Annotated in this window: 30 protein-coding genes and 1 tRNA gene; 12 read left to right on the forward strand and 19 right to left on the reverse strand. The window is 40.6% G+C overall.

The genetic code is table 11. The features are described 5' to 3' along the window. Positions 1-33 precede the first annotated feature (33 nt). Genes MB380_RS05870 through MB380_RS05890 form a run of 5 tightly spaced genes read right to left on the reverse strand, consistent with a single transcriptional unit; the run spans position 34 to position 3,609 of the window. The gene (locus tag MB380_RS05870) at positions 34-1,581 is read right to left on the reverse strand and encodes a DUF4153 domain-containing protein (RefSeq protein WP_253533868.1); all 1,548 of its coding nucleotides are present in this window, start codon (positions 1,579-1,581) and stop codon (positions 34-36) included. Positions 1,582-1,633: 52 nt separating this feature from the next. Continuing rightward, entirely contained in the window at positions 1,634-1,927 is a 294-nt protein-coding gene (locus MB380_RS05875; protein WP_253533869.1) for a transcriptional regulator, read from the reverse strand. Between the two features lie 44 nt (positions 1,928-1,971). Beyond that, positions 1,972-2,583 carry a hypothetical protein gene (locus MB380_RS05880; RefSeq protein ID WP_253533870.1) on the reverse strand — a complete coding sequence of 204 codons (612 nt, stop codon included), beginning with the start codon at positions 2,581-2,583 and terminating at the stop codon, positions 1,972-1,974. After that, the gene (locus MB380_RS05885) at positions 2,580-2,939 is read right to left on the reverse strand and encodes a diacylglycerol kinase family protein (RefSeq protein WP_253533871.1); all 360 of its coding nucleotides are present in this window, start codon (positions 2,937-2,939) and stop codon (positions 2,580-2,582) included. The genes MB380_RS05880 and MB380_RS05885 overlap by 4 nt, the downstream gene beginning before the upstream one ends. Beyond that, complete coding sequence (locus tag MB380_RS05890; protein ID WP_253533872.1) at positions 2,914-3,609, reverse strand: DUF1361 domain-containing protein; 696 nt, start codon at positions 3,607-3,609, stop codon at positions 2,914-2,916. Before MB380_RS05890 ends, MB380_RS05885 begins: the two co-directional genes overlap by 26 nt. A gap of 261 nt (positions 3,610-3,870) precedes the next feature. Here MB380_RS05890 and uvrC point away from each other — a divergent pair, with 261 nt between their 5' ends. Then, positions 3,871-5,685: an excinuclease ABC subunit UvrC gene (gene uvrC, locus MB380_RS05895; protein ID WP_253533873.1), complete on the forward strand. Its 1,815-nt coding sequence runs from the start codon at positions 3,871-3,873 to the stop codon at positions 5,683-5,685. A 2-nt stretch (positions 5,686-5,687) separates the two neighbouring features. Here the strand turns inward: uvrC and MB380_RS05900 are convergent, their stop codons facing one another. Continuing rightward, positions 5,688-6,566: a serine hydrolase gene (locus tag MB380_RS05900; RefSeq protein WP_253533874.1), complete on the reverse strand. Its 879-nt coding sequence runs from the start codon at positions 6,564-6,566 to the stop codon at positions 5,688-5,690. Positions 6,567-6,752: 186 nt separating this feature from the next. On the opposite strand from MB380_RS05900, the gene MB380_RS05905 reads away from it, so the two are divergent. Further along, complete coding sequence (locus MB380_RS05905; RefSeq protein ID WP_253533875.1) at positions 6,753-6,890, forward strand: hypothetical protein; 138 nt, start codon at positions 6,753-6,755, stop codon at positions 6,888-6,890. Positions 6,891-6,950: 60 nt separating this feature from the next. On the opposite strand, the gene MB380_RS05910 is transcribed toward MB380_RS05905, so the two are convergent. Further along, positions 6,951-8,600, reverse strand: a complete 1,650-nt coding sequence (locus MB380_RS05910) for a lamin tail domain-containing protein (RefSeq protein WP_253533876.1) — start codon at positions 8,598-8,600, stop codon at positions 6,951-6,953. A 94-nt stretch (positions 8,601-8,694) separates the two neighbouring features. Beyond that, entirely contained in the window at positions 8,695-9,075 is a 381-nt protein-coding gene (locus MB380_RS05915) for a hypothetical protein (RefSeq protein ID WP_253533877.1), read from the reverse strand. A gap of 181 nt (positions 9,076-9,256) precedes the next feature. Between MB380_RS05915 and MB380_RS05920 the strand changes: the two genes are divergently transcribed. The 3 genes from MB380_RS05920 (at position 9,257) to MB380_RS05930 (ending at position 10,626) form a co-directional block, all read left to right on the forward strand. Next, a complete protein-coding gene (locus tag MB380_RS05920) occupies positions 9,257-9,904 on the forward strand; it encodes an MgtC/SapB family protein (RefSeq protein ID WP_253533878.1) in 648 nt (215 codons plus the stop codon). Between the two features lie 50 nt (positions 9,905-9,954). Beyond that, a complete protein-coding gene (locus tag MB380_RS05925; protein ID WP_253533879.1) occupies positions 9,955-10,380 on the forward strand; it encodes a hypothetical protein in 426 nt (141 codons plus the stop codon). Between the two features lie 63 nt (positions 10,381-10,443). After that, entirely contained in the window at positions 10,444-10,626 is a 183-nt protein-coding gene (locus MB380_RS05930) for a hypothetical protein (RefSeq protein ID WP_101725422.1), read from the forward strand. A gap of 464 nt (positions 10,627-11,090) precedes the next feature. On the opposite strand, the gene MB380_RS05935 is transcribed toward MB380_RS05930, so the two are convergent. Beyond that, positions 11,091-15,185: a hybrid sensor histidine kinase/response regulator gene (locus MB380_RS05935; protein WP_253533880.1), complete on the reverse strand. Its 4,095-nt coding sequence runs from the start codon at positions 15,183-15,185 to the stop codon at positions 11,091-11,093. A 322-nt stretch (positions 15,186-15,507) separates the two neighbouring features. Here MB380_RS05935 and MB380_RS05940 point away from each other — a divergent pair, with 322 nt between their 5' ends. The 4 genes from MB380_RS05940 to MB380_RS05955 all read left to right on the forward strand — a co-directional run bounded on the left by MB380_RS05940 (position 15,508) and on the right by MB380_RS05955 (position 17,778). Beyond that, positions 15,508-15,951, forward strand: a complete 444-nt coding sequence (locus MB380_RS05940) for a GNAT family N-acetyltransferase (protein ID WP_253533881.1) — start codon at positions 15,508-15,510, stop codon at positions 15,949-15,951. 121 nt (positions 15,952-16,072) lie between these two features. Then, positions 16,073-16,516 carry a hypothetical protein gene (locus MB380_RS05945; RefSeq protein ID WP_253533882.1) on the forward strand — a complete coding sequence of 148 codons (444 nt, stop codon included), beginning with the start codon at positions 16,073-16,075 and terminating at the stop codon, positions 16,514-16,516. Between the two features lie 11 nt (positions 16,517-16,527). Beyond that, a complete protein-coding gene (locus tag MB380_RS05950; RefSeq protein WP_253533883.1) occupies positions 16,528-16,827 on the forward strand; it encodes a DUF3817 domain-containing protein in 300 nt (99 codons plus the stop codon). A 21-nt stretch (positions 16,828-16,848) separates the two neighbouring features. Then, the gene (locus MB380_RS05955; protein ID WP_253533884.1) at positions 16,849-17,778 is read left to right on the forward strand and encodes an AraC family transcriptional regulator; all 930 of its coding nucleotides are present in this window, start codon (positions 16,849-16,851) and stop codon (positions 17,776-17,778) included. A 23-nt stretch (positions 17,779-17,801) separates the two neighbouring features. Here MB380_RS05955 and MB380_RS05960 read toward each other — a convergent pair whose 3' ends face one another. Then, positions 17,802-18,011 (reverse strand): hypothetical protein, encoded by a 210-nt coding sequence (locus MB380_RS05960; protein WP_101725415.1) that lies wholly within the window; start codon positions 18,009-18,011, stop codon positions 17,802-17,804. 104 nt (positions 18,012-18,115) lie between these two features. Next, positions 18,116-18,937: a bifunctional 2-polyprenyl-6-hydroxyphenol methylase/3-demethylubiquinol 3-O-methyltransferase UbiG gene (locus MB380_RS05965; protein ID WP_253533885.1), complete on the reverse strand. Its 822-nt coding sequence runs from the start codon at positions 18,935-18,937 to the stop codon at positions 18,116-18,118. Positions 18,938-19,096: 159 nt separating this feature from the next. Here MB380_RS05965 and MB380_RS05970 point away from each other — a divergent pair, with 159 nt between their 5' ends. Next, positions 19,097-19,930: a universal stress protein gene (locus MB380_RS05970; RefSeq protein WP_253533886.1), complete on the forward strand. Its 834-nt coding sequence runs from the start codon at positions 19,097-19,099 to the stop codon at positions 19,928-19,930. Between the two features lie 56 nt (positions 19,931-19,986). Here MB380_RS05970 and MB380_RS05975 read toward each other — a convergent pair. The 3 genes from MB380_RS05975 to MB380_RS05985 form a co-directional block, all read right to left on the reverse strand. Then, positions 19,987-20,060, reverse strand: a tRNA-Ile gene (locus tag MB380_RS05975). Positions 20,061-20,147: 87 nt separating this feature from the next. Beyond that, complete coding sequence (locus MB380_RS05980) at positions 20,148-20,369, reverse strand: hypothetical protein (protein WP_253533887.1); 222 nt, start codon at positions 20,367-20,369, stop codon at positions 20,148-20,150. Positions 20,370-20,374: 5 nt separating this feature from the next. Then, positions 20,375-20,815, reverse strand: coding sequence for an SRPBCC domain-containing protein (locus MB380_RS05985; protein WP_253533888.1), 441 nt, complete (start codon positions 20,813-20,815; stop codon positions 20,375-20,377). Between the two features lie 130 nt (positions 20,816-20,945). Here MB380_RS05985 and MB380_RS05990 point away from each other — a divergent pair, with 130 nt between their 5' ends. Further along, positions 20,946-21,917, forward strand: a complete 972-nt coding sequence (locus tag MB380_RS05990) for a GlxA family transcriptional regulator (RefSeq protein WP_253533889.1) — start codon at positions 20,946-20,948, stop codon at positions 21,915-21,917. Between the two features lie 17 nt (positions 21,918-21,934). Here the strand turns inward: MB380_RS05990 and MB380_RS05995 are convergent, their stop codons facing one another. Both MB380_RS05995 and MB380_RS06000 read right to left on the reverse strand, forming a co-directional pair. Continuing rightward, on the reverse strand, positions 21,935-22,309 hold the full coding sequence (locus tag MB380_RS05995; protein ID WP_158237888.1) for a DUF1801 domain-containing protein: 375 nt from the start codon (positions 22,307-22,309) through the stop codon (positions 21,935-21,937). Between the two features lie 66 nt (positions 22,310-22,375). After that, positions 22,376-22,783, reverse strand: a complete 408-nt coding sequence (locus MB380_RS06000; protein WP_253533890.1) for a pentapeptide repeat-containing protein — start codon at positions 22,781-22,783, stop codon at positions 22,376-22,378. A 112-nt stretch (positions 22,784-22,895) separates the two neighbouring features. Between MB380_RS06000 and MB380_RS06005 the strand changes: the two genes are divergently transcribed. Continuing rightward, complete coding sequence (locus MB380_RS06005) at positions 22,896-23,876, forward strand: GlxA family transcriptional regulator (protein WP_253533891.1); 981 nt, start codon at positions 22,896-22,898, stop codon at positions 23,874-23,876. 4 nt (positions 23,877-23,880) lie between these two features. Here MB380_RS06005 and MB380_RS06010 read toward each other — a convergent pair whose 3' ends face one another. From MB380_RS06010 to MB380_RS06020, 3 genes are read right to left on the reverse strand one after another with little or no spacing between them, the layout of a single operon-like run. Beyond that, the gene (locus MB380_RS06010; RefSeq protein WP_253533892.1) at positions 23,881-24,219 is read right to left on the reverse strand and encodes a DUF6984 family protein; all 339 of its coding nucleotides are present in this window, start codon (positions 24,217-24,219) and stop codon (positions 23,881-23,883) included. Position 24,220: 1 nt separating this feature from the next. Next, entirely contained in the window at positions 24,221-24,688 is a 468-nt protein-coding gene (locus MB380_RS06015) for a CYTH domain-containing protein (RefSeq protein ID WP_253533893.1), read from the reverse strand. Positions 24,689-24,709: 21 nt separating this feature from the next. Continuing rightward, positions 24,710-26,008: a voltage-gated chloride channel family protein gene (locus tag MB380_RS06020; protein WP_253533894.1), complete on the reverse strand. Its 1,299-nt coding sequence runs from the start codon at positions 26,006-26,008 to the stop codon at positions 24,710-24,712. Positions 26,009-26,016: the final 8 nt, after the last annotated feature.

Below are 26,016 nucleotides of genomic sequence, written 5' to 3' on the forward strand. Positions count from 1 at the left end.
CCTTAACCGCAGGCTTTCATTTTTTGTGCCGTTTTAATAAGCACTTTCAGGGGTATTAGACCCAGGTTGTTTATTAGGTATTTCAATTTTTTTGTCTTTAAAATAGTTAACCGCTTTGCTGTTTGATAAATCCCAGGATACCCAGTTGTATCCCTTTTGTTTTTTGAGATAATAACTGATTCGTATATTAAGCCTGTCGGTATCATATAGCTTATTAAAATGATTATGTATCCTGCTGCTTTCTTCTATCTTCGATCTGTTTTCATACAACAAAGGAAGTGTTCGGTCTGAGAGCGTATTCAAATAATAGTAATCAATGTCTGCTGCTTTTTGGGTAGATAGATTATACTGCACAATCATGCTGTCCCAATCAAAAAGTGTAAAACTTACCAGTGATAAATGTAAACCCCAACACGCCTGTTTGAAAGAATGCAGGATTGTGAATTTATGCTTGATTTTGAGCCAAAGTAAAATTAAACCTATAGTAGTAATTAGCAGTAAGAAAATTACGACTATGCGACCGTGAGCGAGCCCATAATTGGTAATATACTCATAATTGCGTAGTAAAACCGAGATAATCAGGAAACCGTTCTGAATAATCCATACGTAGGCAGCCACAACAAGCCACCGGTTGCCGGGCAGGAAATTGAGCTCATTACGGAAGTAATAGATTAGAATAAATATTGAAAGTACAATGCTTAGAATAAGCAGGTAGGTTCCCTCATGTACGAGTTTAGACAACTCATGCGCTGATTTTAAGTCTGCTCCCAGATTAAACCACAAGAATTTTATGTCAATAATGTTAATGATAAGCAGTAAAATATTAACCGATACAATTAGTAATAGTGCAGTGCTGTATTCATTAATTGCCGACTTTTCATTGGGTTTTTCCGGGGTAGGAATTGTTCCAGGTCTTTGTTTGATTGGGTATAAATTCTTTACCCGTCCCCAGTTAAACAATACACTGAAAATAAAGCCGGCACCGAATAGCAGAAAGACGAAATGACCTATCGAAAAATCAGTAAAAAACCTTTCCATGGCCTCAAAAAGCCAGGCAAAGGGCGTTGTAACTATGTCACTGAAAATTGGATTGGCTGATTTAAAAATAAGCAAGAAAACCGCAAAAGCAATAATTGGAATCAGCAACAATTGTGCAATGTTGACCGATTTGCCCAGAAGCTGATTTTTATTGTTTAGCTTGTTTTTGGTTTCTGCAAGCAGGAGCAGGGGTTCAAAGGTAGTCATAATCAGGTTTAGTCCATACTGCCATAAGGCGCCACCAACACTTGTAAGTTCACGCCGGTGTATAAAACCTGTCAGAACCAAGAAACATAACAAATGCGCCAATATACTGAGAACTGAATTATAAACAATTACCATAGCACCTGTCAGCAATACCGTACCCAAAGCAACACGCAAGGGTATGGTGTCAAATTTTATTTTGTTATACAGGGCCAGCAAGGCAATGAGTGAGGTATTGAAAAGCAAGAGATTGATGCCGAATTTCTCAAGCCAGAAAAAATAATTAAAAACGATGGTAAGTATTACTACTGATAGTAAACGAAAACTTAGCTGATTCATAAATATATAGTTAAAAAGTTCTTTGTTTTGCAAAGTAAAATGGCAAAAAAAATCATGTTCCTTTAATAAATTTCTCCAACTCGTTCAGGTGTTCGTTAAAAGCCTTTTTGCCTGGCTCAGTTGCCGAATAAACCGTATTGGGTTTGCGGCCTACAAATTCTTTTCTGAACGAAATGTAATTAGCTTCTTCCAGTGCGCGTAGGTGTGTGGCAAGGTTACCGTCAGTCAAAGACAATATCTCTTTCATGGCATTAAAAGAGACGTCGTCATTCACCATCAGCACCGACATGATGCCCAGCCTGGCCTTGCTTTCAAATGCTTTATTAAAATTCTGAAGTAAATTCATATTATTCACCAGCGTCAGGCGCTTTTAGCTACCTGGCGCCAAAACTATTTTCTATCATATCTGAAATACACCACTAATCCATAAATAATGTGCAACCCACCAAACCCAATTGCCCAGAAGAGCAAATTCCATTTTGCTAAAAACAAAGCCACAATACCCAGCACAATCTCACTTATGCCCAGATAAAAAGTATCATGAACGGTGTATTTACTGGCATTTACCAGAGCAATGCCATAAAAAACAAGTGTAGTTGGAAAACAAAGCCAGAAAAATCCGTGATACAGCAACCCCAAGCCGAAGATACCTCCGGCAAATAACGGAATAAGCATGCTTGTCAGCAAGCGTTTAGAGGTAGATGTCCAGACATCCAACCCTTTTTTACGGGCTTTTCTTACAGTAAAAAACACTCCTGTTACCAGTGCAGACACCAACACAAGGGCTGCGTCAAGCAGCAGTGCCGGAACAATCTCATGCCTGACGGCCGGGTCAAACAACTGATACAAACCATCAACATGAATTTTCTGGTGTGCATACCAGGCACCTATTAAAGCACAGATACCGGCTGAAATACCGGAAAACCCGCTTAAGGAAAGAAACTTGGACGAACGTTCCATCAGAGAGCGTATTTCCTTCAGTTGTTCTAGGTGCTCGTTCATAGATTAGCTAAAATTTTAGGCAAAAATATAATAATTCCGATAATTGCAGCGCAAACTGAAATGATTAAAACTGCGGCTGCCGATAAATCCTTTATTTTACCGATTAAAGGATGGTAACCTTCCGAAACAAAATCGCATAGTTTTTCTAACGCGGTATTAAAGGCTTCGGCCATCCATACCAATCCGATTGCTATAATGGTAGCTGACCATTCGGCAAAACTAAGTTTTAAGAGTATGCCACCTAAAACAACCGCAACCGTTGCCAGCAGATGAAACCGGGCGTTGTTTTCCTGAAGCAGCACTTTTACACCCTTAAAAGCATATTTAAAGCTATGCAACATTTTTGGAACGTTCATAAGAGGCAGGCATCAACAGATTTAATGAAACATATAGCACCATAACCACCAGCGAGAAAACCATTGTGGTTTGTATAGCCAGCGGATTTTGAAGCTCATGGATTGATTTTCTGAACAAAAATGCAGGGTTGGTGAACAAATCCCAGCTATTGAAACGGATATACCGGCCTAGGTATAAGCCAAAACCAGACAGCACCACACTCGAGAAAACTATCGCCCAGGCCCATATTCTGCCTGTTAGCTTTTCAATAATTTCGTGCGCCACCAGCAGAGAGTAAAGTCCGGTTGCTAAACCTGCCAGCGCAACAATGAAAAAACTAACGGAATCAAACCACAAAAGGTGCAGCTGCGACTCTGTCAGGTGAATCAGATCCGTAATTATATAAGGCGAATTTGGAAAAAACAACAGCCAGAAACCCAGGCAGCTGTAAACTATAGTCTGGCTGAAACGAAATGAGGCATGTGGCAAAGACTGATACCTGCGGGCAACCAGAATAAATAATAATGGAACCCAGGCTAAAAACAGATTCCAGAGTAAGTAGATGCCCCTCAGATGATGCGTCTTTATTACACCAGCCAGTAATAATACAGAACTGAGCAATGTCAGTAGTATCAGGCTTAAAGTCGGTCGACTGATATTAAACGCTATTGTAATTTTTTTAGATGTCATAAGGATAAAAAAGAACTTTGTATTGCAAAGTAAATTTGAAATATGATTGTTTCCAAATTATGTGGCAATTTTTTTGTTTCAATTTAAAAAATTGATTCAGGCGGGGCCTTAAATGCACAAAAGCCGGGGTTCTGCTCAGTATGCTGTCTTAATCCGGAATAAATGTTATAAATTAGAAACTTTTATAAAGCCTGATTGGGTAAGTGTTGAACAGATTAAGATTGGGTAGTGTTATTGGTTATCAGAGAGAACAATTTTTTTATGTCGGAGATTAGTTTTGATTATAAATCAGAGTTGGTTAAGGTACCCGAAGAACCGGGGGTGTATCGTTATTTTAACGACAACGGCGAGGTTATTTACGTAGGTAAGGCCAAAAATCTTAAAAACAGAGTAACCAGTTATTTTGCAAATTTTAACAGGCACGACCGCAAAACCCGCAGATTGGTAGTAAGCATAAGAAAGCTGGAATTTACTATTGTGCCTACAGAGTTTGACGCACTCCTGCTTGAAAATACACTCATAAAGCAATATCAGCCGAGATACAATATTTTGTTGAGAGACGACAAGATGTATCCTTACGTTTGTGTTACCAATGAGCGCTTCCCAAGGGTAATTACGACACGTCGCATGGAAGACAGGTCGCGCGGGAAACTCTATGGCCCGTTTGTGAACTCAAAAGCGATGCACGCCCTGCTTGAGATGTTCAGCCAGCTATATACCATCAGAACCTGTAACCTTAACCTTTCGCAAGACAACATAGATGCCAAAAAGTTTAAAGTGTGCCTTGAGTATCATATTGGTAATTGTAAAGGCCCTTGTGAAAACCTGCAAACCGAGGCTGACTACCTGAAAGAGATTGAACAGGTGCATCATATATTGAAGGGGAATCTGGCGCCTGCCAGGCAGTACTTTGAACAGCGCATGCAGGAGGCCGCGCGTAAGCTGGCATTTGAAGAAGCGCACCAGCTAAAACTGAAACTCGATTTTCTTCAGAGTTACCAAAGCAAGGCAACCGTTGTTAATCCGTCTATTAAAGACGTAGATGTGTTCAGTATTACGTCTGACGAAACCACTGCCTACATTAATTATCTGAAAGTGGTAAATGGTACCATTATTCTTACCCAGACACTTGATGTAAAGAAAAAACTGGAAGAGACTGATGAAGAAATACTGGTTATGTTTATTGTTGAGCTGCGCCAGCAATATGAAAGCACCACAAAAGAGATTATTACCAACATACCGGTAAGTATTGATATGAAGGCAGATATTGCGGTACCTCAGATTGGTGATAAACGCAAGCTGCTGGATATGTCGTTAAAAAACGTGGTGTATTTCAGAAAAGAGAAAGCTGAAAGAGACGCCATTGCAGCCAGTGGCGCTACCAATAAGCGAGACCGAGTGCTGGTAAAACTGAAACAGGATTTACAGTTAAAGAACCTGCCGCGCCATATAGAGTGTTTCGACAACTCAAATATACAGGGTACCAATCCGGTTTCGGCAATGGTTTGTTTTATAAACGGACAACCCGCCCCCAAAGAATACAGGCATTATATACCCAAAACAGTAGAAGGCCCGAATGACTTTGCCACTATGAAAGAGGTGGTAACACGGCGGTATACAAGGTTATTGGAAGAAAAAACGGATTTGCCTGATTTGATTATTATTGACGGAGGAAAAGGACAATTGTCTGCTGCCTGCGAAGCCCTGAAAGAATTGAGCCTGTATGGCGAGATTCCGATTATCGGGATTGCCAAGCGACTGGAAGAAATTTATTTTCCGGAAGATACGCTTCCGCTTTATATTGACAAGAAGTCTGAGTCGCTGAAACTCATTCAGCGCTGTCGTGACGAAGCTCACCGTTTTGGTATTACCCATCACCGCGACCGACGTAGTCAGAGCTTCCTGATTAGTAGTTTAGAAAGTGCTCCGGGTATTGGTAAACTTACGGCCACCAAGGTGCTGAAACAGTTCAAGACCATATCAAACATCAAGAGCGCCCCAGACGAAGAGCTGATAAAACTGATTGGCAAAGACAAAACCCACCGCATCAGGGAGTTTCTGGCTAAAGAAAGCTGAATCTAGTGTTGAAGACTGTCATATATCATTCCAGATACATCGGCCAGCGCTTCAACACCTTTTTTAGCATCCGTTAGTTTTCTTGATAGTATAACCAGTACGTATTTACGTCCGTCTGGCAAATATATAATTCCGGAGTCATTTTGTACCCCTGTAATAGAACCAGTTTTGTGGGCTACTTTTACAGTGGCGGGTAATCTGGCAGGTATAATCTCGTTGAATTTCTGGTCGAGTAGTATTTTTATCATGGCCTCAGAGTCTTTCCTGCTTACTACCTCTCCCTGTGCCAGTTTCTCAAAAATAAGCATCAGGTCATAAGCAGTTACGGTATTGTTCATTCCTGATTGAAAGGCTTTGCTGTCTTCTACCCCGCGTAGCACCTGTATATCATTAGCCCCAAGCGTACGCATGGTCGCATTGGCATTTTTAGCCCCCACCAAATCAATGAGAATATTGGTAGCCAGGTTACTGCTTACAATAATCATCTGGTAGGTGAGGTCGTAGATAGTCATTTGCTGCCCTGTTTTCTTGTACATTTCATCGGCGCTGTCGTCACTTAAATCCAGTTTAAACGGGCTGCCATCTACAATACTGTTAAATTCATTTTTAACCAGAATAGAGTCTGTCAACTTAAATTTTCCGGCTTTGGCCTGCTTAAATACTTCAATCATAACCGGGGTTTTCATGGTACTTGCTGCATGAAAACTCTCTTTCTCGTTTATGAACACTGTTTGCCCGGTTTGCAGGTCTTTAAATGCCAAAGCAAATTCTCCCTCAACCGGGTTTAGTCTTGCCAGAATAGCGTTTTTCAATTGCTCAGATTGTGCAGCAGACTGCATAGCAAAAGCAAGGAATAGCGTAACGAAACAGAAGTTTTTCATAAAGGGTAAATCAAATTGTCAACAGATAAGGCCATACCTGCAATTTAAGAGAAAAATGCTGAATTGATAAAGACTCAGATGTGGAATGGTGTGTTTTTTGTAGAATACACTCCACAAAACTGCTTTAAATCTGTTAAAACCCGCTTTGGCAAATGTTTTTATTTTAATACATAAACATTTAAAGCCATGATAGTTGTATTATTTATAGTTACACAATTTATAGCCATGGGGTGTGTGTCTGCCTATGGATTGCATCTGGAAAGAGAAGAGCAGAAACTTTACCGAGAGAATAAGATGTCTAACAGAAAGCAAAAAAAACCGTGACAGTTTTATCAGACTCCCACAGCATAAACTAAGAATGGTGGTATTATTGCACTCGCCAACTCAATATTTGGCTCCCAATACCACTTTTGCTTTAAATTCCAGTTTATCGCCATTCGTGTTAAAAAGTTCGGCCAGAATAATATAATATCCTACGGGGGCAATCTCATTATTGTAACTTTTTCCGTCCCAGACAATCTGGTCATTTACCCCCAGAATCTGGTTTTGTGCCAGTTGTTTCAGCATTCGTCCGTTTGCATCAAATACATATAAGTTGGCTACAAACCCGGTTTGAGTAAGCTGAAATTTTAACTGAGCCACATCATCAGAGCCGTCTCCGTCAGGGGTGAAAATCTCAGGTTCAATCATAAATGTATTGCTTTCAGCAGCGCTTTTATATTGAGAATTGGCATAACCGGGCGTGGCGTAGCCATCAGAGGCCGCTGCCGAATGCCAGTTAGATGGCAACGAGGACGGTAGGTTATAATCTGACTTCTCTAGCGATACGCCCGCTTTATTGTCGATCAGCCCATGATGCATTGTTTCTGAGTAATCGAACCGGTCGAGTAATTTTCTGAATTGATTCAGCAAAATAACCGTGCCTTTTTCATTAGCAAATGCGGGCAGGCTTTCCATCTCCAGTATATGGCTTGCTACTGTTTTGTAATATTGGCTACTAATTACACTTGCATTGCGGGTTAAAACCAAAAACTGACCCGGCATCAAAACATAATTAGTTAAAGTGATAGGTTTTATATTGGCCACCGTGCCTGTAGCGTCTGCATTGGCCAAAGCCCAGTCTTTCAGACTAATAAATTTGTTGCTCCTGTTATAGATTTCAACAAAGTCTTCGCCTCCACTACCGGGGTTAAACAGTATTTCATTCACCACCACATCGCCAGAGTCAGCCTCACTTACAATGCCTACCTGCAAAGATGCCTGTTTCAGTACATTACCAGAACAGTCTGCAATATTTCTGGCAGTAAGCGTATAACTTGTTTTAGTTTGCAAAGCAGACTGAAAAGTTAGTGTTACTGAAGTATTTGCCGGGCTTTCAGTGGCAATACTTTTTATTTGAACAGATTTATCTACCGTGTAGGCTAACTGACTAACCGCAGAAAGGCTATCCAGTTTTTCATTGAAAACGAGCTTTATCTGCTGGTTGTTGAGATATTCATAGCGCTGCAAAACAGGGGGCGTTAAATCGGGGCGGGAAGTTTTAACTGAATTTTCTTTGCCCGGTGTTCCTTGCAAAACGGCTTCGCTTGAAACCCAGTTTCCTGTTTCTACGCAGGCAAATTCTGTATCAATCATCTCTAGTGAGAATCCTTGTGTTTTACCTGTAGAATACCATTTGCTGGTATAAGTAACAGAAAAAACTGTTGTGTTACTGTTGGTTTTTAGTGTTAAGGTGGTACCTGTATTCAGTAATGAAAAGCTACTCAGGCCTACGGTTCTTCCGATAGCCTGAAATTCCGAGACATTGTTTCGGTGCGTAACAATTACATATTCTTTGGGTTGGATGATAAAATCAGGGAAACTGACTGTGCCGTTGTTATAGCCTAATACAAACTGGTTGAGGTTAAGCGCTTTGCCTGTGCGGTTATAAAGTTCAAGATACTCTTTTTCAGGCAGACCCTTAGCAGGGGTAGGGTCTGCCATTATTTCACTAATAATCAATTCATTGGTCTGCTGAGCCAATGTGGTGTTCATGAAAAGTAAAAGAAAGCAAAAGGTGCAAATCAGTATAGATCTGCACCCGGGCTTGGCGCATGTCATGTCACAGCGTAAATAATCTATATTTAAATTATTTAGATTCTTCTTTAGGTTTAGCAGGAGCTACGGCTTTTGGTTTGGCTGCTGCTGCTTCGGGCACGGCTACTTTCGGAACAACCGGAGCCGGCGCAACTGAGGCTTTAGGGGCATTCGCTTTTGCGGTTGCAGCTACTGGCTTTTTGTCTTTTTTCTTCTCTTTTTTTACTTTTACCACGGCATTTTTAGCAGCCTTTTTCTCTTCTTTCTTTTTCTCTTTTTCTGCCTCTTTATTTACTTTAGCAATTTTTTTCGCTAGTTTTTTTGCAGTCTTATCAATGGCTTTTTTGATTTTTTTGCTGGCAGAATCTCCGCTGATAATATTGGCAAGCGCAGTTGAGATTTCAGAAACCTTCTGTTTAAGATCAGTTTTCATAATAATTTTATGAGATTGTTTAATTAATTTACAAATACAACCAAAGCAATCAAAAAAAACAAAAAAAATGTGTTAAGTTTTGCGGCAAACACTAAAATATTACTTTTGAGCCTGTATTTGTTGAAGTTTTATGTGTTAATTATGATTGTGATTTGTTTTTTGAAAAACTACTCTTGTTTTTATGGATTTAGAATTTGTAACCGAAGATATCCTTAAACTTTTGATTTCGGCAGGTACGGGCGCGATTATTGGTTTTGAAAGAGAATATCATAGTAAATCGGCCGGGTTAAGAACCATGATTCTTATTTGCGTTGGCTCTACACTTTTTACCCTGGTGTCTATCAAATTGGGTTCAGACCCATCCCGCATTGCTGCCAATATTGTAACCGGAATTGGGTTTGTAGGTGGCGGAATTATATTCAGAGATAACTCAAGCGGGCGCATTACGGGCATTACTACTGCTGCTACGGCCTGGGTTACGGCAGCATTGGGCCTGTGCGTAGGCGTAGGCAAAGACCTGTACGAAACAGGCTTTTTTGCCATGTTGCTTGTTATTTTTACTTTATATGTATTGGTGCCTTTACAGGTGAGAATTAAACGAAGGAACCTGATACGTACGTACAGAATTGTTTGCAAGTACACCAACGGAACGCTCAGGCATTACGAACATTTATTTGAAAGGTTTAATCTGGAGGCAGAAAGAAACATGCAGACCAAAACTAATGACCGTATCAGCGGTACCTGGACGGTCAGGGGGTCAGAGAAAAACCATGAGCAGATAATTAAAAGCTTATTGAATGACCCCGATATTATGGAATTTGATTTTTAGATTCCAACCTTTTTTAGTTAAAGGGTATCGAAACGAAAAACTGTATAACTATGAAAACCTTGTTAATACACATTCTCAGCATTTTGTTTGTCACATCATGCGAGACTACCATACCTGACCCACAACTGAATGAAATAGACGGTAGATGGAAACTGGTAAAGATTGGAGTAGGTTTTCCGGCGCCGGGCAGCCCATCTGAAAAAGTGCCGGAATATGAAGAAGTTCTTGAATTTAACGCATCAAAACAGTTTTTTACCCGTACTAAAGATGGCAAAGTGGTAGAGAGGTCAACCGTGAGTATGCGTGTTGACGAAAACGCAAGTATCAAACGCGATATGATAGTTTTTGAAAACACTAAAACGTATTCTTACCTGTGGTTTACCGAAACACCCAGATACCTGGTTTTGTACCAGAGCGCTCCGGTAGGAGCCAGGCTGGCCGACGGCAATCTGTTTTTTTATGAGAAAATAAAGTAATATTTTCAATTATGATTCTTATGTCATAAATTGCAGCCGGAAATTAACGTATCAAGATAAATTATGGCAAAATCATCTGCTCCTCAACCGCTTCCAAGCTGGTTTATGTTAGTGCTTTTTATACTAATTATGACTATTCTTTGGGTTTTTGGCGATTTGTTTGTCTTTATACTTGGGCTGTTGGTTGTGGGCATTACGTTTGCTAATGGTTATAACCGCTCTCATGCCGACGAAGGACATCACTGATACAAGGGCGGTTCATCCGCCTTTTTTTATGTCTTTTAGTTAATACGTTCTCAATCAGATTGGGCGAATGCGTAAATACATTATTTTGTTTGAAGCGCTATTTTAGAATACCAATCTGCATCTTCATTCATTCATTTATATAAGACCTCACAGGTACTTATCAAATAACGCTTCAGCTTGTTTATCTGTACGGGCAAAAAAACTGAAGTTGCTTATATGTACGGATAAAAAGAAGGCAAATAGCCCAAGTTGATGTATCATGGAATATCAGAATATAACCAAGGAGGGCATTAATACTTGTTCAACAGGTATGCAGATGTTTACTTTTAAATCAGCGGGCACTCAAATGCTTTGAATCCCCGACTCTTCACGACTGAGGCTTCCTAGAATAATCACCATTACGATAACTGGTACGTCAAAAGCAAATCGCAGTAGGATGTTCAAGCTTATCAGAGTTATTCATGTTACTGTTTAGTTAAAATCAGTTTCCCCCACTTTTCAAGCACCGATACCAAAAATTCAAGATTAATAGGTTTACTTATGTAGTCGTCCATGCCGGCTTTGATGCATTCATCGCGGCTTTCCTGAAGGGCGTTGGCTGTCATGGCAATTATAACGGGTTGATGAACGGATTGCTCTCTTATGCGTCTGGTGGCGGTTAATCCATCCATACCCGGCATTTGGACATCCATCAGAATAAGGTCAAAGTGTTTGTTGGCTATGGCTTCGAGCGCTTCAATGCCATTTTCTGCAAGGTCAGCTTCATAGCCCAGTTTACTCAGAATTTTTAAGGCAAGTTTCTGGTTCATGATGTAGTCTTCAGTCACCAGAATATTCATCGGATATTTTGTGGCAAAATCTGCCGACAACTTTTGTGAAGGTGCACCCTGTGTTTTTTCATTGCCGGCAGGAAAATCCTTAGACAAAATCTGATTATATATATTCCGGCAAAGCACATGAATTTTGGCGGGTTTTATCATAACCGAGCAAAATAAATCAGGATACTCTTTATAGAATGTGTCTGAAATAGAGCTCAGTAGCATGATTGGTATTTTGGGCGCTTTCTGTTTTATCTGAAGGGCAAGCTGTATGCCATCTGTATCTGGCATTTGCATATCAGTAATAACAATATCGAAATTATCATGGCCATTTATCAGGCTTAAGGCTTCATGGGCAGAAGACGCAAGCGTAGGAAGCATGTGCCAATACTCAAGCTGCGCCTTTAAAATGTTTAGGTTGGTCTGGTTATCGTCTACAATTAAAATCCTTTTACCTTTCAGTATATCCAGGTTAAGGGGCAAGGTTGATATCTTCACTGTGCTTATTTCGGCTTTAATAGTAAAGGTAAATTGGGTGCCTTTGTCTATTTCGCTTTGCACTTGAATGGTGCCACCCATCAGGTTTATCAGTTTTTCGCTAATGGCCAGGCCAAGGCCGGTACCGCCATATTTTCTGGTAGTTGATGAGTCAACCTGCGAAAAGGCCTTAAATAGTCGGTCAACTTTGTCGGCAGGAATACCAATGCCGGTGTCTTTGATCTGAAAGCCTAGTTCAACCTGATTGTTCTGTTTATGAATCAGATACACTCGTAAAAATATTTCTCCCTGATGCGTAAACTTAATGGCGTTGCCAATAATATTAAGCAGTATCTGCCTTAGCCTCAGATTGTCACCAATTAATTGTGTGGGCACATCCAGGTCAATCTGGTACAGTAAATCAACATTAGATTTGGCAACCCGCTCGGCAAATATGTCAAGCACTTCTTCAATGCTGTGCCTTAAATCAAAGTCTTTGCATTCAAGCTCCATATTGCCGGACTCAATCTTCGAGAAATCAAGGATGTCATTTATAACCGTTAACAGGCCATCGCCACAAATCTGAATTGTATCGGTATAGTTTCTTTGTTCTTCGTTCAGCTCTGTTTCATCCAGCAAAGATGCCATGCCAATAATGCCATTGAGAGGGGTTCTTATTTCATGGCTCATAGTGGCCAGAAAAGTACTTTTAGCAAGGTTAGCTTTTTCAGCTTCCTGTCTGGCTTTCAGTTCTTTTTCTGTTAATTTTTTCAGTTCGGCAGTTCTCATTTCCACCTGTTCTTCCAGAAAGGCATTCTGTTTCTGAATGTGGTTAACCCTGTATTTATAACTTATGTATGCCACACCCGCAATAATCAGGGCAAGTAATCCCCTGAACCACCAGGTTTCCCAGAAGGGGGGGAGGACCCTGATAATGATAGAAGTGCCTTCTTCATTCCAGATGCCGTCGTTATTAGAGGCTTTTACTCTGAAAGTATAAGTGCCGGCGTCAAGATTGGTATAAGTGGCCAGTCGTCTGTTTCCGATGTAATTCCAGTTATTGTCGAATCCCTCCAGTTTATAAGCATACTGGTTTTGCTCAGGTAAGATATAGTTTAAGGCAGAGAACTCAAAAGTAATTACCGATTGCTCATAGCTAAGTACAATTTTTTTGGCTTCGCTAATGGATTGTTTCAAAGGAGAACCGCTTTCCTTGCTTATGGGTACCGATTTGTTGAAAATCAGGAAATTGGTTATATGAACAGGCGGAATAAATGGGTTGTCTTTCAGGCTATCCGGGTAAAAAGTGTTAAGCCCGTCGGGGCCGCCAAAGAACATTTCGCCGTCGGCAGTCTGATAGGCCGAGCGCAGCTTAAACTCGTTGCCCTGCAGGCCATCTGATATTCCATAATGCCTGCGGTTTTTTGTGGCAGGATTAAACTTGGTGATTCCTCGGTTGGTACTAATCCATAAAACGCCATTTTTTTCTTTTAAGATGGCATTGACTGAGCCATTAGACAGCCCGTCTTTTTCTCGGTATGTTTTAAATCTGCCTGTTTTTTTATCAAATAGGCTAAGTCCGTCTACGGTCCCAATCCAGATATGGTCTTTATCGGCCTCAACTATTGTATTTATATTGTTATTAGCTACGGTGGTTGTATCGGTGTTTTTGTGGGTATAATGCGTAAATGTTTTTGTTTTTAAATTAAATGCATCAAGCCCGTTTTCAGTACCCACCCATAATGTACCCGTGTTGTCTTCATACAATGCTTTTACGTACTCGCTGGCAACGGTATTCCGGTTTTTGGGGTCATGCTTATAATTGGTGAAAGTGTCTTTTTTGGGGTCATAGTAACTAAACCCCCCGGCAAGTGTACCAAGCCAGATACCTCCGTCCTTGGCTTTAATCATGCTGAAGACGCTTTCTGACGACAGGCTACCAGGGTTTTTAGGGTCTGGCATGTGGTGTTTAAATTTACCGGTTTTTTTATCCAGAATATCCAGGCCGCCCACGTACAAGCCAATGGCAAGCTGATTCTGATTTAATTCTAAAACAGATACAACGTGGTCGGAGTTAATACTGGCGGGGTTGCCGGACTGTTTTCTGTAAGTAGTAAATGTTTCATTTTCTTTGTTAAAATAACTTAGTCCGCCACCGTCGGTTCCCAGCCAAACATTACCCTTATTGTCGCCGGTAATGGCAAGCACACTATTTTGTTGTAGCCCTTTTTTGGCCGTACCTTGTCGGTAAAGCTTAAATTTTCTGTCAAATTTTGGAGAAAAATTAACTCCCCCTGAAAAAGTCCCTACCCAGATGTTCCCCTGGTCGTCGGTGTACATACAGTAAACCGAGTTATTACTAATGGTTTTAGGGTCATCGGGCTGGTAGGTAAAGGTTTCAAATTCTTTTGTACGAATATCCCAGATACTTATTCCCCGGTTTTCAGTACCAATCCAGATATTCCCTTTTTCGTCTTCCATAAAAGACATGATGTCGTTATGGGCAATGCCTTTCGGGTTTTTGGCATTATATTTAAAGTGTTCAAACGTTCGATATGTCAGGTTATACCGGGTAACACCATTCCCCAGTGTACCTATCCATAAGTTGTTTTTTGAGTCTTTAAAAATAGTTCTGACATGGTTGCCCGCAATGCTGTTAATATGCTTGGGGTCGTTAAAGAAATGCTCAAATCTGTGGGTTTCAGGGTTAAACCTGTCCAGTCCGTTACGAGTTGCCAGCCATAGCCAGCCATCCTTGTCTTCTTCGATTTTGTATATCAGGTCATCTGTCAGGCTGTTTTTATTGGCGGGGTCATGTTTAAATTGTTTGTAGGTGCCGTCTGTAGCATTAATAAGAAATAGCCCGTCAGCGGTGCCGAGCCAGATTCTTTTTTTGCTGTCCTGAAAAATATCTTTTGAATTTACTCGTGTATTCTGATTGAAGAAATGTGAAAAATTCTCTTTTTTGCGGTTGAATCTATCAAGACCTGCCGAGGTGGCCACCCAGATTGTTCCTTGGTGGTCTTCCAGGAGGTCAAAGAGATAATTATCATTGAGGCTGAGGCTGTCTTCAGACGAATGCTTGTAAACGATGAAGCGGTAGCCGTCATATTTGTTCAGACCTTCGTCTGTGGCAAACCACATGAAACCCTTTTTATCTTTTAGTATTGCGCTGATATGGCCCTGCGACAGGCCCTCATCAGTAGATATATGCTTAAATGATGGTTTACGAATTTGCCCGGTACCAGTTAAAGATTTTATCACAAGGAAGCAGCAAAACCACAAGAAATTACATTTCATAAATTATTAATTAGAACTTAATCTGTTGCTTCTAGGGTACAGCAAAGTCGGGAGATATATCAGGGAAACAAAACAAGGTAGAAAATTAAGAAATAAAAAAATATATTGTATTTTTTATAGAATAAAATAAACGAAATAATGCGATTTGAAGTAAGCGGCTACGTTTTGCCAAATTTTTGATTGCATAACCCATTGGCAGATTATTAAAATTTGTGAGGAGTTATAGCATTCAGAAAATTAAATAGTTTGCCTGTTATACCAATAAAAAATAAACCCGGATATTGTTATGGAATTGGTGCCTATAAGAGAGTACATGTATGAAAATGAAGAATTTAAAATAGATGACGAATGCACAGAAATTGTTGAAATGAGCGTTGAGTTTTATGAGAAAGTTGGGTACCACCCACCCTGGATATGCTATTTTGTTATGGAAGACGGAAATATAATAGGGAGCGCCGCCATTAAAGGCAAGCCAATTAATGGCACAATTGAAATTGCTTATGGTACCATGGATGGGTACCGGAACAGGGGGGTAGGAACCGAAATTTGCAGATTACTGGTTGAGTTGTCAACAAGAACAGATGCATCTGTGAAAATTACAGCCAGAACTTTACCTGAAAATAAATTCTCCTGCCGGGTACTTGAACGCAATAACTTTTTGTGTATTGATGTAGCGAATGACCCTGAAGACGGAGATGTGCTTGAATGGATGCACCGCGACTCACTATAAATGGCATACGCGCTCATATTTAGAGTTGTTAAAATGATTGAAAAATCCTTTTTTTAGTGTGGGTTATCCTAACAGAGCAGGATGAGGCATGGCTAATTTTGTGCTTCATTAAAATCTTTTTATGTATACCTACACTGTATTTTTTCATTCTTTTTTCCGCTGGTTGGTTTTAATCAGTCTTCTAATGGCTATTGGCAGTAGTATTCATGGGCTTATAACGGCACGCAGCTATAGTAAAACAGATAAGTTTTTACGCATTGCGGTTAATACTATTTGCCATACACAGTTAATAATCGGATTAGTGCTTTACTTTGCGCTTAGCCCAATAACTGGTTTTTTTATAAAAAATGGTGCTGGCGGCAATGGCGAAATCCGTTTCTTTGGTATGTATCATCTGGCAATGATGCTTAGCTCAATAGTAGTAGCAACTATAGGCAGTGCGTTGTCAAAGAGAGCGGTTTCAGACAGCCAGAAGTTTAAAACCATTGCCATTTGGTTTTCATTTGCCTTGATTCTTATTCTGTCGGCTATTCCGTGGTTCAGGCCACTGTTCAGAAACCTTTAAATTGATTACTAATGTTTAAATTTTTTAAAACATCTTTGGGCAGGTTAAGAGTACTGGCATTTATTGAAGGGGTGTCTTTTCTAGTGATATTGTTTATCACCATGCCTTTGAAATACCTATTACAAAATCCTGAACCCAACCGGGTCTTTGGCATGGCGCATGGCGTTTTGTTTATACTATATGTACTTGCGGTTGTTCAGATAAAAATAGAACAAAACTGGAGCCTCAGTAAAATGGGGCTTGCTTTGCTGGCTTCGGTTATCCCATTTGGTACTTTCTGGGCCGATAAAAAACTATTTCAGAATAATTAAAAACAATTAAACCATAGCAAATTGGCCTTAAACCGTCAGATAAAGTCTTTCAGCGCCGAGCTTTACAATAGAAACTTCATGATGAATAATGAGCAACTGGGGTCAATGCTAATGGCAGGCTCTGAGAAGTTCTTTATTGTGCGTGTGGAAGAACTTATAAGGCTAATGAGGCTTCCGGTTCCTCCCGGCAGGGTGGAGAACCACACCTTCATATATCTGACGGAAGGGGAGGCAGTTATGCGTATTGGAAGCGAGACTTATAAAATTGTAAAAGACCAGTGCCTGATAGTAGCCGCAGGACAGGTTTTTTCATTTGATAAAATAGATATTAACCAGGGGTATCTGGTTAATTTTAATCAAGACATCTTTGCAGGCAGTGTCTATAAAAGTGCGTCGCTCCGTGAATTTGAGTTTCTTACGGTATGGAGCAATCCGAAAATAAGCCTGAATGCTGAAACTTCCGTTTTTGTAAACAATTTACTGGGCAGGCTTCTTAAGGGGTACCAGAAAGACGGGCTACAGAACAGAAGCATCATTCAGGCATACCTGCTTGCTTTATTGCAAGAGTTAAAAACCGAATATGGCATTAATAATCAGGAGCCACAAACAAAAGCCCGGCTAATAGCCAACCAATTCAGAGAATTGCTTTTTACACACCTGAAAAACAAGCATCTGGTAAGCGAGTATGCTGAGTTATTAAACATAACGGCCAATCACCTCAATAAATCAGTAAAAATGGCAACAGGTAAAACTCCTACCCGATGGATAGATGAGGCCATTGTACTGGAAGCAAAAGTGCTTTTATACCAGAGTAGTCTTTCAATCAGTGAGATTGCCGCCGAGGTCGGGTTGCTTGATCAGTCTTATTTCAGCAGGGTTTTTAAGAAATATGAAGGTATAACGCCTCTTCAGTTCAGAAAAACAATAGAGCGCCCGGATAGAAGTAGTTAGTGAGACAAAATTATTATTAATAATTAATATTCTGCATTATCGTCATAACCGATTGACGCGAAGAATTCAATTACTTTATCAGTATGTTCGCCCAGGTCTTTTCTGCCTTTTACAAAGTGTTGTAGCAATAAGTCGGGCAATTCAAGTTTTTCTTCTATTCCGCTCAATGAGAAGGTAGGCTCGTCTTTTTGTTGTTTAGTTAAGAAAGCTCTGAAATTATTAATGTTGGGCATTTTTGTCTATAACTTTTAATATGATGCTCCCAAATATAAGACAATCAATTGAACAAAATTAAAAATGCTTTATTTATTAATTTTTCTTTAAATAGGTGCAGTTGTCAGGGTTTCCGGGCTGTCAGCATCATGTGCGGGCTCAATGCCAACAATGAGCGGTCATTTTCTGTTATTTTCAACAATTCCATCAATGCATTTTTTTTTGCCGGGTCAGCTCTGTTTTCAAAGTATTTTTTATCAAGCCAGACAATGCCTTCCACTGCGTGTATGTCAATCATTTCAAGGCCGGAGTCTCTAAATTCCTGCATCAGTTGGTCCGGGCGATGATAGAATGCCTCCGCTAAAGAACCAGGCATGCTTTCAGGTGGGGTGTGTATCCCTGACAGTAATTCCTGCCTGCACATATCCATAAATCCGGGTTCGTGCATAAAACCATTCAATAGGCCTGCAATGGTAGATGCCGCATAATTAATGGCAAAGCCCAGTATTATACCGTTTTTTTTCAAAACCCTTCCGGCTTCCACAATAGCAGCTATCCGGTCTTCTCGTTTCTGTAAATGATACAACGGTCCGTGTAGAATAACCACATCGGCAAACTCATTGGCAAATGGCAATTTTCTTGCTTCGCCCAGATACGCTTTAAAAGGCTTTTTGAGGCTGGCTGCCTTTTTATTTGCCTGCTTGATGTGCTTCGGCACCGGGTCTATCAGATGCACCTGGTAGCCAAGACCTGCGAGCCATTCAGAGTAGGCCCCCGGCCCTCCGCCTACATCAACTATGGTGCCTGCATTCGGTATATAACGTTTTAGCAGTTCTTTGTTGCGTTCAAACTCCAGAGGCCCCAGACCTAATTGAAGGCGGGCTTCTTCTGATGTTTGGGTATAGAAATGCTCAATTTCAGAGCTGATTAATCTGTCGGTACTCATCGCCAGTACTACTATTACTTCTTTAAGGAATGTTTTTTTAGTTTGGGCGCAAAAATATGAAATATCAGCAAGAAATTTTATTGATAGTTAATATTGCGTATACGGGTGGTATGTTATTTTTTACTACTTTTATAAAAAGTAAATAAACGAATAATCGTCATGAAAAAAATAGTAGTAGCAACAGATTTTCAGAGCAGCTCAGAAGATGCCTTTGCCTATGCAACTTATCTGGCAGAGCAGTTTGAAGCTGAATTGGCTCTGGTGCACGTGTATTTTCCTATCGTGTCTACCGACCCAAACATGCCTTATGATAGCATAGCTCCGGTATCGTTGCAGGAGGAAATGATGCAAATCTATGAAACCCGATTGGCTGAAACGCTGGCCTCAATACCGAACAAAACCTTAAAAACTTCAAGTAAGTTGATAATTGGTAGTGTTTCTTCAGGTGTTTCCGGTTATGCTGATGAAGTAGGGGCCGACCTTATTGTGGTTGGCAGAAATCATGAAAGTTCTTTCTTTGAAAGAATCATCGGAAGCAGTGCCTCAGACATAGTAAAAAATACGAGTATCCCGGTTTTGATTGTTCCGGCAGCCAGCCATAAGCCTTCCGTTAAAAGCATTATTTACGGAACCGAGCTTGAGAGTGATGAAAAAGAAGTGCTGGCTAAGGTTTTTGCTTTTGCTAACCAACTAAAAGCGAAAGTAACGCTCACTAAAATCAATGTTGCTTTTGAGCCTGATATTCAGGATGATAAACAAATGCTGGCTGATATTAAGGAGAGTTTTGCTGATCAGCATTTCTCGTACGAAATCGTAGATGCTTCTTTAGTAAGCGAAGGCCTTCTGCACGCGGCACATAAAACCGATGCTGATTTGCTGGTTATAGCAAGGCACCATCATAACTTTTTATCTCAGTTAGTGAATCCGAGTAAATCAAAAGTAATTATCGGTAAAACAGACATACCATTGCTGGTATATGACCTGGAAGCATAAGCAAATATATTACAGCAAAAAAGCTACACTTACGGTGTAGCTTTTTTGCTGTTGTGTGGGCCCACCTGGGATCGAACCAGGCACCTACTGATTATGAGTCAGTTGCTCTAACCGAATGAGCTATAGGCCCTAAAACCGTTGTGGTTTTGTGGTGCAAAAGTAAGCATTAAGAAACAAACTTCAAAAAAAAATCTGTAAAGTTCATAAATGCTTTCTCTCATTCAAGTATCTGACAGTAATATCCATTAGTTGTAATAAGGCTGATAATCCGCTCGTTAGAAATCCCTTCTCCTTCAATTCTCAGTATTTTGTCGCAGTCTTCCAAATCAAAATTAATTTTAAAATACGGAAAATGTTTCGACAAAATCTCGAAAATCGCCCTTGCCTGTGTTTTTTCCTTAATATTTGTTTTAAAAACCTCAACCATTGCTTTTGCCATTACGTTTATGCGCTTGTTGCCAATTCTTCAATTTTTAGCAGGGCTTTATCCCAATGTTCTGCCATCATATCATAGTAGTCATCAATCATATCAGACTCAATTTCCAGCAAAGTTATGGTTTCCTTTTCAGTGAGTCTGTATGTTTCGTGGGTACCTATCCAGGGTTTTGCTTCTTCGCTGGTGGTATCTTCCAGGTTGTTTTTCAAAAGCCCGTCATATTCCACAGAAATGATTTTATATGGTTCTTTAATAATAATCCGGCCAAAAATACCTCCGCCAGAACCATCAGTAAATATTACTTTACCGCCCAACTCCCAGTCGGTAAGTGCATGAGACCCCGGGCTGAATATATCCATCCAGATTCTGCCATATTTATCCTGCAGCAGCACATCCCAGATTCTCTCTTTTGGTGCAGCTATTTCAATAGATTTGCTTATTACTTTCATAGTCGGGTTTTATTGTATTAAAAAATTACACAACAAAGCTAAGGAACATTTATTGATTCCCGGGGTGCTAAAAAAGTCATTTGTGGGGGGTGTTTGAGACATTTTTTTCTTATTTTTACAAAAAAAGACTATGATACGCATAGGTATATTAATACCCAACGATTACCGGCTACTGAGTGTTGCGGCTATATTAGACGTTTTTGAAGCTGCTAATAAGGTCTATGAGGTGGCTCAGAAACCCCTGCCATTTGAATTAAACCTGTTTCAGGTAGCCGATGCACACCAGCCTGTTCTAGAGTTGTTTCATGGGTATGCTGTCAGCAAAGCAGACGACAGTAGCTTTATTGACTTAATTCTTGTGCCTGCGTTCAGTACTGACAATATGCAGTTTACCATAGGAAAAAACAGGGCGTATTTGCCCTGGTTAAATGTGCAGTTTCAAAAAGGTGCCAGGATTGCCACTTTTTGTACGGGTGTATTTCTGCTGGCAGCCAGTGGTTTGCTTAACGGAAAGGTGGCTACCACACACGTTGATGCCTGCCCTGCGTTTTCTGCGGCGTTTCCGGAGGTTATACTTCGGGGAGACAAAACCGTAACACAAGATGGCCGCTTGTATACCAGTGGTGGGTCTACCTCTACTTTTCATCTGTTGCTTTATCTGGTTCAACAATACTGTAACAGAGATGTGGCCGTTAAAATTGCCAAGATTTTTGCTATTGATATGGACAGGCAACGGCAATCTTATTTCAGTACTTTTCAGCCTTTGCGCAACCATAACGATACCCTGGTGGCAATGGTACAGCAAAAAATTGAGTCAAATTACCAGGAAGCTGATACCATTGAAGAACTGATAAAAGATATACCCTCAAGCAGAAGAAACGTTTTGAGGCGTTTTAAACAAATAACAGGCATACCGCCTATTGAATACCTGCAGCAAATACGAATTGAAGCGGCCAAAAAACTACTTGAACAGACTAATCAACACATGGGAGAGGTGATTTTTAGCTCGGGTTATAATGACCCGAAGGCCTTCAGAAGGATATTCAGAAAGATAGTGGGTATGACACCAACGGCTTACCGTGAGAAATTCCAGGCCAACTAAACAAAAATAAAACAATCTTATTCTTCTTCAAGATAGGCAATTAGTTGTTTCATTATTCTTTCAATTTCTGTCTTTTGGGCCATTATTTCATCCATATTGCGCAGGTAAGTCATACGGCGAGACACAAAGTTGCCTTCCAGTATCGGCGAATTGATTTTTTCTATATTTGGATGATGGAAAATAAGATGTACGCAATCCTGAGCACGATGGTTGAAAGTTACCAGGTCTTCTTTGTAATAGTAGCTGGGTGCTGCCCACTTTATGCGTTCTGATATTCTGGTGTCAGTGTTTTTAATAATATCTCTGACTGCCTCTATTTCTTTTTTCAGCGGATGCCTGAGTTGAGTCATAAACTCAATTACTTTTTCAGGGTCAGATTGCTTCTTTGCCATCTTGTAAAAGGTGCTTAAATGTCGGTTAAGGTCATTGAATAAAATCAATTTAAAGATACTGCTTTATTAATGGTCTTTTTTGGAAGAATTTAATAAAGATTCAACGGCAATGCCGTTAATGGTCATACCTTTCAAATCACAATCCTTAATTACAACATTTGTGAGGTTACAATTGGTAAGTGTGCTTCCACCAAGATAGCAATCTTCAAAAGTAATTGGCCGCTGAGTGGCCCCCTGTGTAAAGTCTGGGTGGTCTTCGGGTGGTAAGCCAATGCCGTGTATGTAAGCGCCGCCTAATTGTGCATCTTTAATTTCAATGTCGCTCATGTTGGCATTGGCAATTTTAATGCCCGTAAGGTTTACATCAATAAAAGTAACATTCGCCAGGCTCACACATTCAAACGTTGAATCGTCAATACAGGCATCTTTTACCTTAATCAGGCTTTTGGTGTTGGAAACTTCAATTGGGTTCATTGTATAAAATATTGCGTTGATGCTTACAAAATTAGGAGTATTTATTATTTTTGATGTGGGTTGAAAACGACAAAAACAGGGTTAAACCCGCCATTCTTTCTACTTTAATTCTATGAAAAAAATCAGTATTCTGGTTCCTGAAAGTGCCGTTTTGGCAAGTGTAAACGACCCACGCCTTGTTTTTACTACGGCCAATCAGTTTCTTCAGGCAGAAGGTAAACCTCCGGCTTTTCAGGTTCAGCTTGTTGGCCTTACCAGAGAGGTGAAACTGCATGACCACGTTTTTACAGTACATATTGATGCTACCATAGAGGAGGTGGAGCATACAGATGTAGTATTTGTGCCCGCACTGGCCGGAGATATGATGCAGGCGCTGAATGAAAACCAGGGATTACTGCCCTGGATTGTAAAACAGTATGATAGCGGTGCCGAGGTTATCAGTCTTTGTGTAGGTGCATTTTTGCTGGCATCAACCGGTTTACTGAATGGCAGAAGATGCTCTACTCATTGGGTAGCTGCCAATGATTTCAGAAATATGTTTCCGGATGTAGAATTGGTTGACGATAAAATAATAACTGAAGACCAGGGCTTGTATTCGAGCGGTGGCGCTACCTCATATTGGAATCTGCTTCTGCACTTGCTTGAAAAGTTTACAGATCGCCACATGGCGATAAAAATATCTAAGTATTTTGCCATAGATATTGACAGAGACAGCCAGGCTTCTTTTATGATTTTTAACGGGCAGAAAGATCATGAAGACGCTGCTGTAAAAAAGGCACAGGAGTTTATCGAGAAGAACTTTGAAGAAAAAATTACGCTTGATTTACTGGCTGATATGTTTGCTATTGGCCGCCGCAGTCTGGAGCGCCGTTTTAAGAAAGCTACCAACAATACAGTAATGGAGTATATTCAAAGGGTGAAAATGGAAGCTGCCAAAAAGCGTTTTGAAACCAGCAGAAAGAACATCAGCGAGGTGATGTATGATGTGGGCTATACTGACAATAAGGCGTTCAGAAGTACATTTAAGAAAGTAACGGGGTTATCGCCCATTGCCTACAAAAACAAATATAACCGTAGCGCAGTTTTTCCTTAAACACTTACTCAGCAGTTCTGACAGTTACTTTATCAGGCGTGGGGTATTCTATCAGTTTAGAGAAATCAACTTTCCAGAAGTCCAGATCTAACAACCTGTGCTGATGGTCGCGGGTAAGTGTTATTACAACCGGTGTGCCGTCGGCGTCGGTATATTCAACCTGAATCAGGTCGCCGGCATAGCCATTTACATCACCACCCAGGCTAATGCTGCCCATTATACCTCCTTCATAATCATCTACGTACTCATCATAAGGGTAGTCTGCAGGGTTTAGATTCAATTGCAATAACAAAAAATGAATCAGTTCTTTTTCTTCTTCACGGATAAGTCTTTTTTCGCTCATATTACCATTTTTTATAGGGCCATTCTGAGAGCCTTGAATTATAGTATTTTTCAATTCCGGTTACCTCGGCGCCAATCCACTCGGGTATCTCAAAACTTTCATCTTCACTGTTAAGTTCAATTTCAGCCACAATCAGGCCTTCATTTTCGCCTAAAAACACGTCTACTTCCCATGTTTTACCAGCGTGTATCACTTCGTGTCTAATTTTAGAAAGTTCGGTTTCGGCAAAATTGTCGAGCAAGTCAGTGGCATCATCTGTCGGAATTTCATATTCAAACTCTGTGCGGGTCATGCCGGTAGTTGCTCCTTTAATGGTCATATACGCAGTTTGTTCTGTTAACCTTACCCGAATGGTTTTTTCAGGCGTTTTTGAGATATACCCCTGCCTGAAGAGTTGTCCGGCGTTTTTCTCAAGACTATACCATTTATCAGTGTGAACCAGATACTTTCTTTCTATTTCTAAAGCCATGTTTTTTTACTAATAATGCGCTTATAATTCACTAATGCGTTTACCTTTATAATTTGCAAATTTACTATGTTTTGGTTCGCCAATCATTTGTTTCCGGTAAATTGTGGTATTTCCTGAAAACAAATAAGCCACAACGCAGGCAATAGCCACATAAATGCCGCATTCTGCGCCAAATAGTTCTATGCCCATCAGCATACACGCCAGCGGAGTATTGGTTGCCCCTGCAAAAACAGCCACAAAGCCCATGCCTGCCAGCAAACCCATTGGCAGCGGAATAAAGTATGATAACGCATTGCCAAGTGTTGCGCCAATAAAGAATAAAGGAGTTACCTCACCGCCTTTAAACCCTGCTGCCAGGGTTACAATGGTAAATATCATTTTCAGTGCAAAATCGTAGGGCGGTAGTTGTGCATGGAAAGCCTCGGCAATGATGGGTATACCTAAACCAATGTATTTGGTTGTGCCCATTAGCCAAATGGCTAGTGCAACTATGGCACCGCCAGCCAAAGGCCTTAAAGGTGCATAACTAATGAATGTTTTAAAGATGTTGTTTACAAAATGAATCGTTCGGCTGAATGTGGCGGCGCACAAACCTGCAGCAACCCCTGCTGCAATGGCGTAAATAACAGGCATTGCTGCTATAACAGGTACCTGCCCAATGGCGTAAACCGTATGATGCGCACCACAAAGACGCGTTACGAGGTCAGCAATGATAGCCGACAGAAAAGCAGGCAGCAGGGCGTCATATCTTATTTTGCCTATCCGGAAAAACTCCAGACCAAATACCGCACCTGCCAGTGGCGTACCAAAAACAGAACCGAATCCGGCGGCTATGGCCGAAATAATCAGGATACGCCTTTCGCTTTCTTTGAGCCTGAATGGCTTGCTGAACTGGTCAGCAATAGCACCGGCCATTTGCAGCGCTGTGCCTTCCCGGCCGGCAGAGCCTCCGAGGAGATGGGTAACCATTGTACCCAGATAAATAAACGGAGCCATCCTCAACGGAATGATTCCCTGCGGCTGGTGGATGGTGTCTATCAATAGGTTATTGCCTGCTTCTATATTTTTACCATAGTGCATGTATAGCCAGCCTATACCAAACCCACCAACGGGCAACAGGGCAATGAGCCATAGATGCGTTTCTCTGAAATGGGTAACCCAATCGAGCGAGAGCAGGAATACAGCAGAGGCAATACCAATACATGTACCTGTTACCAAGCTTATGAACAGCCATTTAATTAAGTAAGGCGTGGCCGGAAATTGTCTGAAAAACAGACGTATGCGGAGCGAAATTCGTAGTGATTGATTTTTATTAGACATACCTGTCC

Source organism: Emticicia sp. 21SJ11W-3 (assembly GCF_024138715.1).
In the GTDB taxonomy this organism is placed as follows: Bacteria; Bacteroidota; Bacteroidia; order Cytophagales; family Spirosomataceae; genus Emticicia; species Emticicia fluvialis.

What these genes read in the sequence shown, in the direction of transcription:
- MB380_RS05980 (WP_253533887.1), bottom strand. Translation starts at nt 20,369, where the DNA reads ATGGCAAAAGCAATGGTTGAGGTTTTTAAAACAAATATTAAGGAAAAA.
- MB380_RS05880 (WP_253533870.1), bottom strand. Translation starts at nt 2,583, where the DNA reads ATGAACGAGCACCTAGAACAACTGAAGGAAATACGCTCTCTGATGGAA.
- MB380_RS05960 (WP_101725415.1), bottom strand. Translation starts at nt 18,011, where the DNA reads ATGCCCAACATTAATAATTTCAGAGCTTTCTTAACTAAACAACAAAAA.
- MB380_RS05925 (WP_253533879.1), top strand. Translation starts at nt 9,955, where the DNA reads ATGAAAACCTTGTTAATACACATTCTCAGCATTTTGTTTGTCACATCA.
- MB380_RS06000 (WP_253533890.1), bottom strand. Translation starts at nt 22,783, where the DNA reads ATGAACCCAATTGAAGTTTCCAACACCAAAAGCCTGATTAAGGTAAAA.
- MB380_RS05920 (WP_253533878.1), top strand. Translation starts at nt 9,257, where the DNA reads ATGGATTTAGAATTTGTAACCGAAGATATCCTTAAACTTTTGATTTCG.
- MB380_RS06010 (WP_253533892.1), bottom strand. Translation starts at nt 24,219, where the DNA reads ATGAGCGAAAAAAGACTTATCCGTGAAGAAGAAAAAGAACTGATTCAT.
- MB380_RS05985 (WP_253533888.1), bottom strand. Translation starts at nt 20,815, where the DNA reads ATGAAAGTAATAAGCAAATCTATTGAAATAGCTGCACCAAAAGAGAGA.
- MB380_RS05875 (WP_253533869.1), bottom strand. Translation starts at nt 1,927, where the DNA reads ATGAATTTACTTCAGAATTTTAATAAAGCATTTGAAAGCAAGGCCAGG.
- MB380_RS06005 (WP_253533891.1), top strand. Translation starts at nt 22,896, where the DNA reads ATGAAAAAAATCAGTATTCTGGTTCCTGAAAGTGCCGTTTTGGCAAGT.
- MB380_RS05870 (WP_253533868.1), bottom strand. Translation starts at nt 1,581, where the DNA reads ATGAATCAGCTAAGTTTTCGTTTACTATCAGTAGTAATACTTACCATC.
- MB380_RS06020 (WP_253533894.1), bottom strand. Translation starts at nt 26,008, where the DNA reads ATGTCTAATAAAAATCAATCACTACGAATTTCGCTCCGCATACGTCTG.
- MB380_RS05990 (WP_253533889.1), top strand. Translation starts at nt 20,946, where the DNA reads ATGATACGCATAGGTATATTAATACCCAACGATTACCGGCTACTGAGT.
- MB380_RS05995 (WP_158237888.1), bottom strand. Translation starts at nt 22,309, where the DNA reads ATGGCAAAGAAGCAATCTGACCCTGAAAAAGTAATTGAGTTTATGACT.
- MB380_RS05890 (WP_253533872.1), bottom strand. Translation starts at nt 3,609, where the DNA reads ATGACATCTAAAAAAATTACAATAGCGTTTAATATCAGTCGACCGACT.
- MB380_RS05950 (WP_253533883.1), top strand. Translation starts at nt 16,528, where the DNA reads ATGTTTAAATTTTTTAAAACATCTTTGGGCAGGTTAAGAGTACTGGCA.
- MB380_RS05930 (WP_101725422.1), top strand. Translation starts at nt 10,444, where the DNA reads ATGGCAAAATCATCTGCTCCTCAACCGCTTCCAAGCTGGTTTATGTTA.
- uvrC (WP_253533873.1), top strand. Translation starts at nt 3,871, where the DNA reads ATGTCGGAGATTAGTTTTGATTATAAATCAGAGTTGGTTAAGGTACCC.
- MB380_RS06015 (WP_253533893.1), bottom strand. Translation starts at nt 24,688, where the DNA reads ATGGCTTTAGAAATAGAAAGAAAGTATCTGGTTCACACTGATAAATGG.
- MB380_RS05910 (WP_253533876.1), bottom strand. Translation starts at nt 8,600, where the DNA reads ATGAACACCACATTGGCTCAGCAGACCAATGAATTGATTATTAGTGAA.
- MB380_RS05900 (WP_253533874.1), bottom strand. Translation starts at nt 6,566, where the DNA reads ATGAAAAACTTCTGTTTCGTTACGCTATTCCTTGCTTTTGCTATGCAG.
- MB380_RS05970 (WP_253533886.1), top strand. Translation starts at nt 19,097, where the DNA reads ATGAAAAAAATAGTAGTAGCAACAGATTTTCAGAGCAGCTCAGAAGAT.
- MB380_RS05965 (WP_253533885.1), bottom strand. Translation starts at nt 18,937, where the DNA reads ATGAGTACCGACAGATTAATCAGCTCTGAAATTGAGCATTTCTATACC.
- MB380_RS05945 (WP_253533882.1), top strand. Translation starts at nt 16,073, where the DNA reads ATGTATACCTACACTGTATTTTTTCATTCTTTTTTCCGCTGGTTGGTT.
- MB380_RS05905 (WP_253533875.1), top strand. Translation starts at nt 6,753, where the DNA reads ATGATAGTTGTATTATTTATAGTTACACAATTTATAGCCATGGGGTGT.
- MB380_RS05885 (WP_253533871.1), bottom strand. Translation starts at nt 2,939, where the DNA reads ATGAACGTTCCAAAAATGTTGCATAGCTTTAAATATGCTTTTAAGGGT.
- MB380_RS05940 (WP_253533881.1), top strand. Translation starts at nt 15,508, where the DNA reads ATGGAATTGGTGCCTATAAGAGAGTACATGTATGAAAATGAAGAATTT.
- MB380_RS05915 (WP_253533877.1), bottom strand. Translation starts at nt 9,075, where the DNA reads ATGAAAACTGATCTTAAACAGAAGGTTTCTGAAATCTCAACTGCGCTT.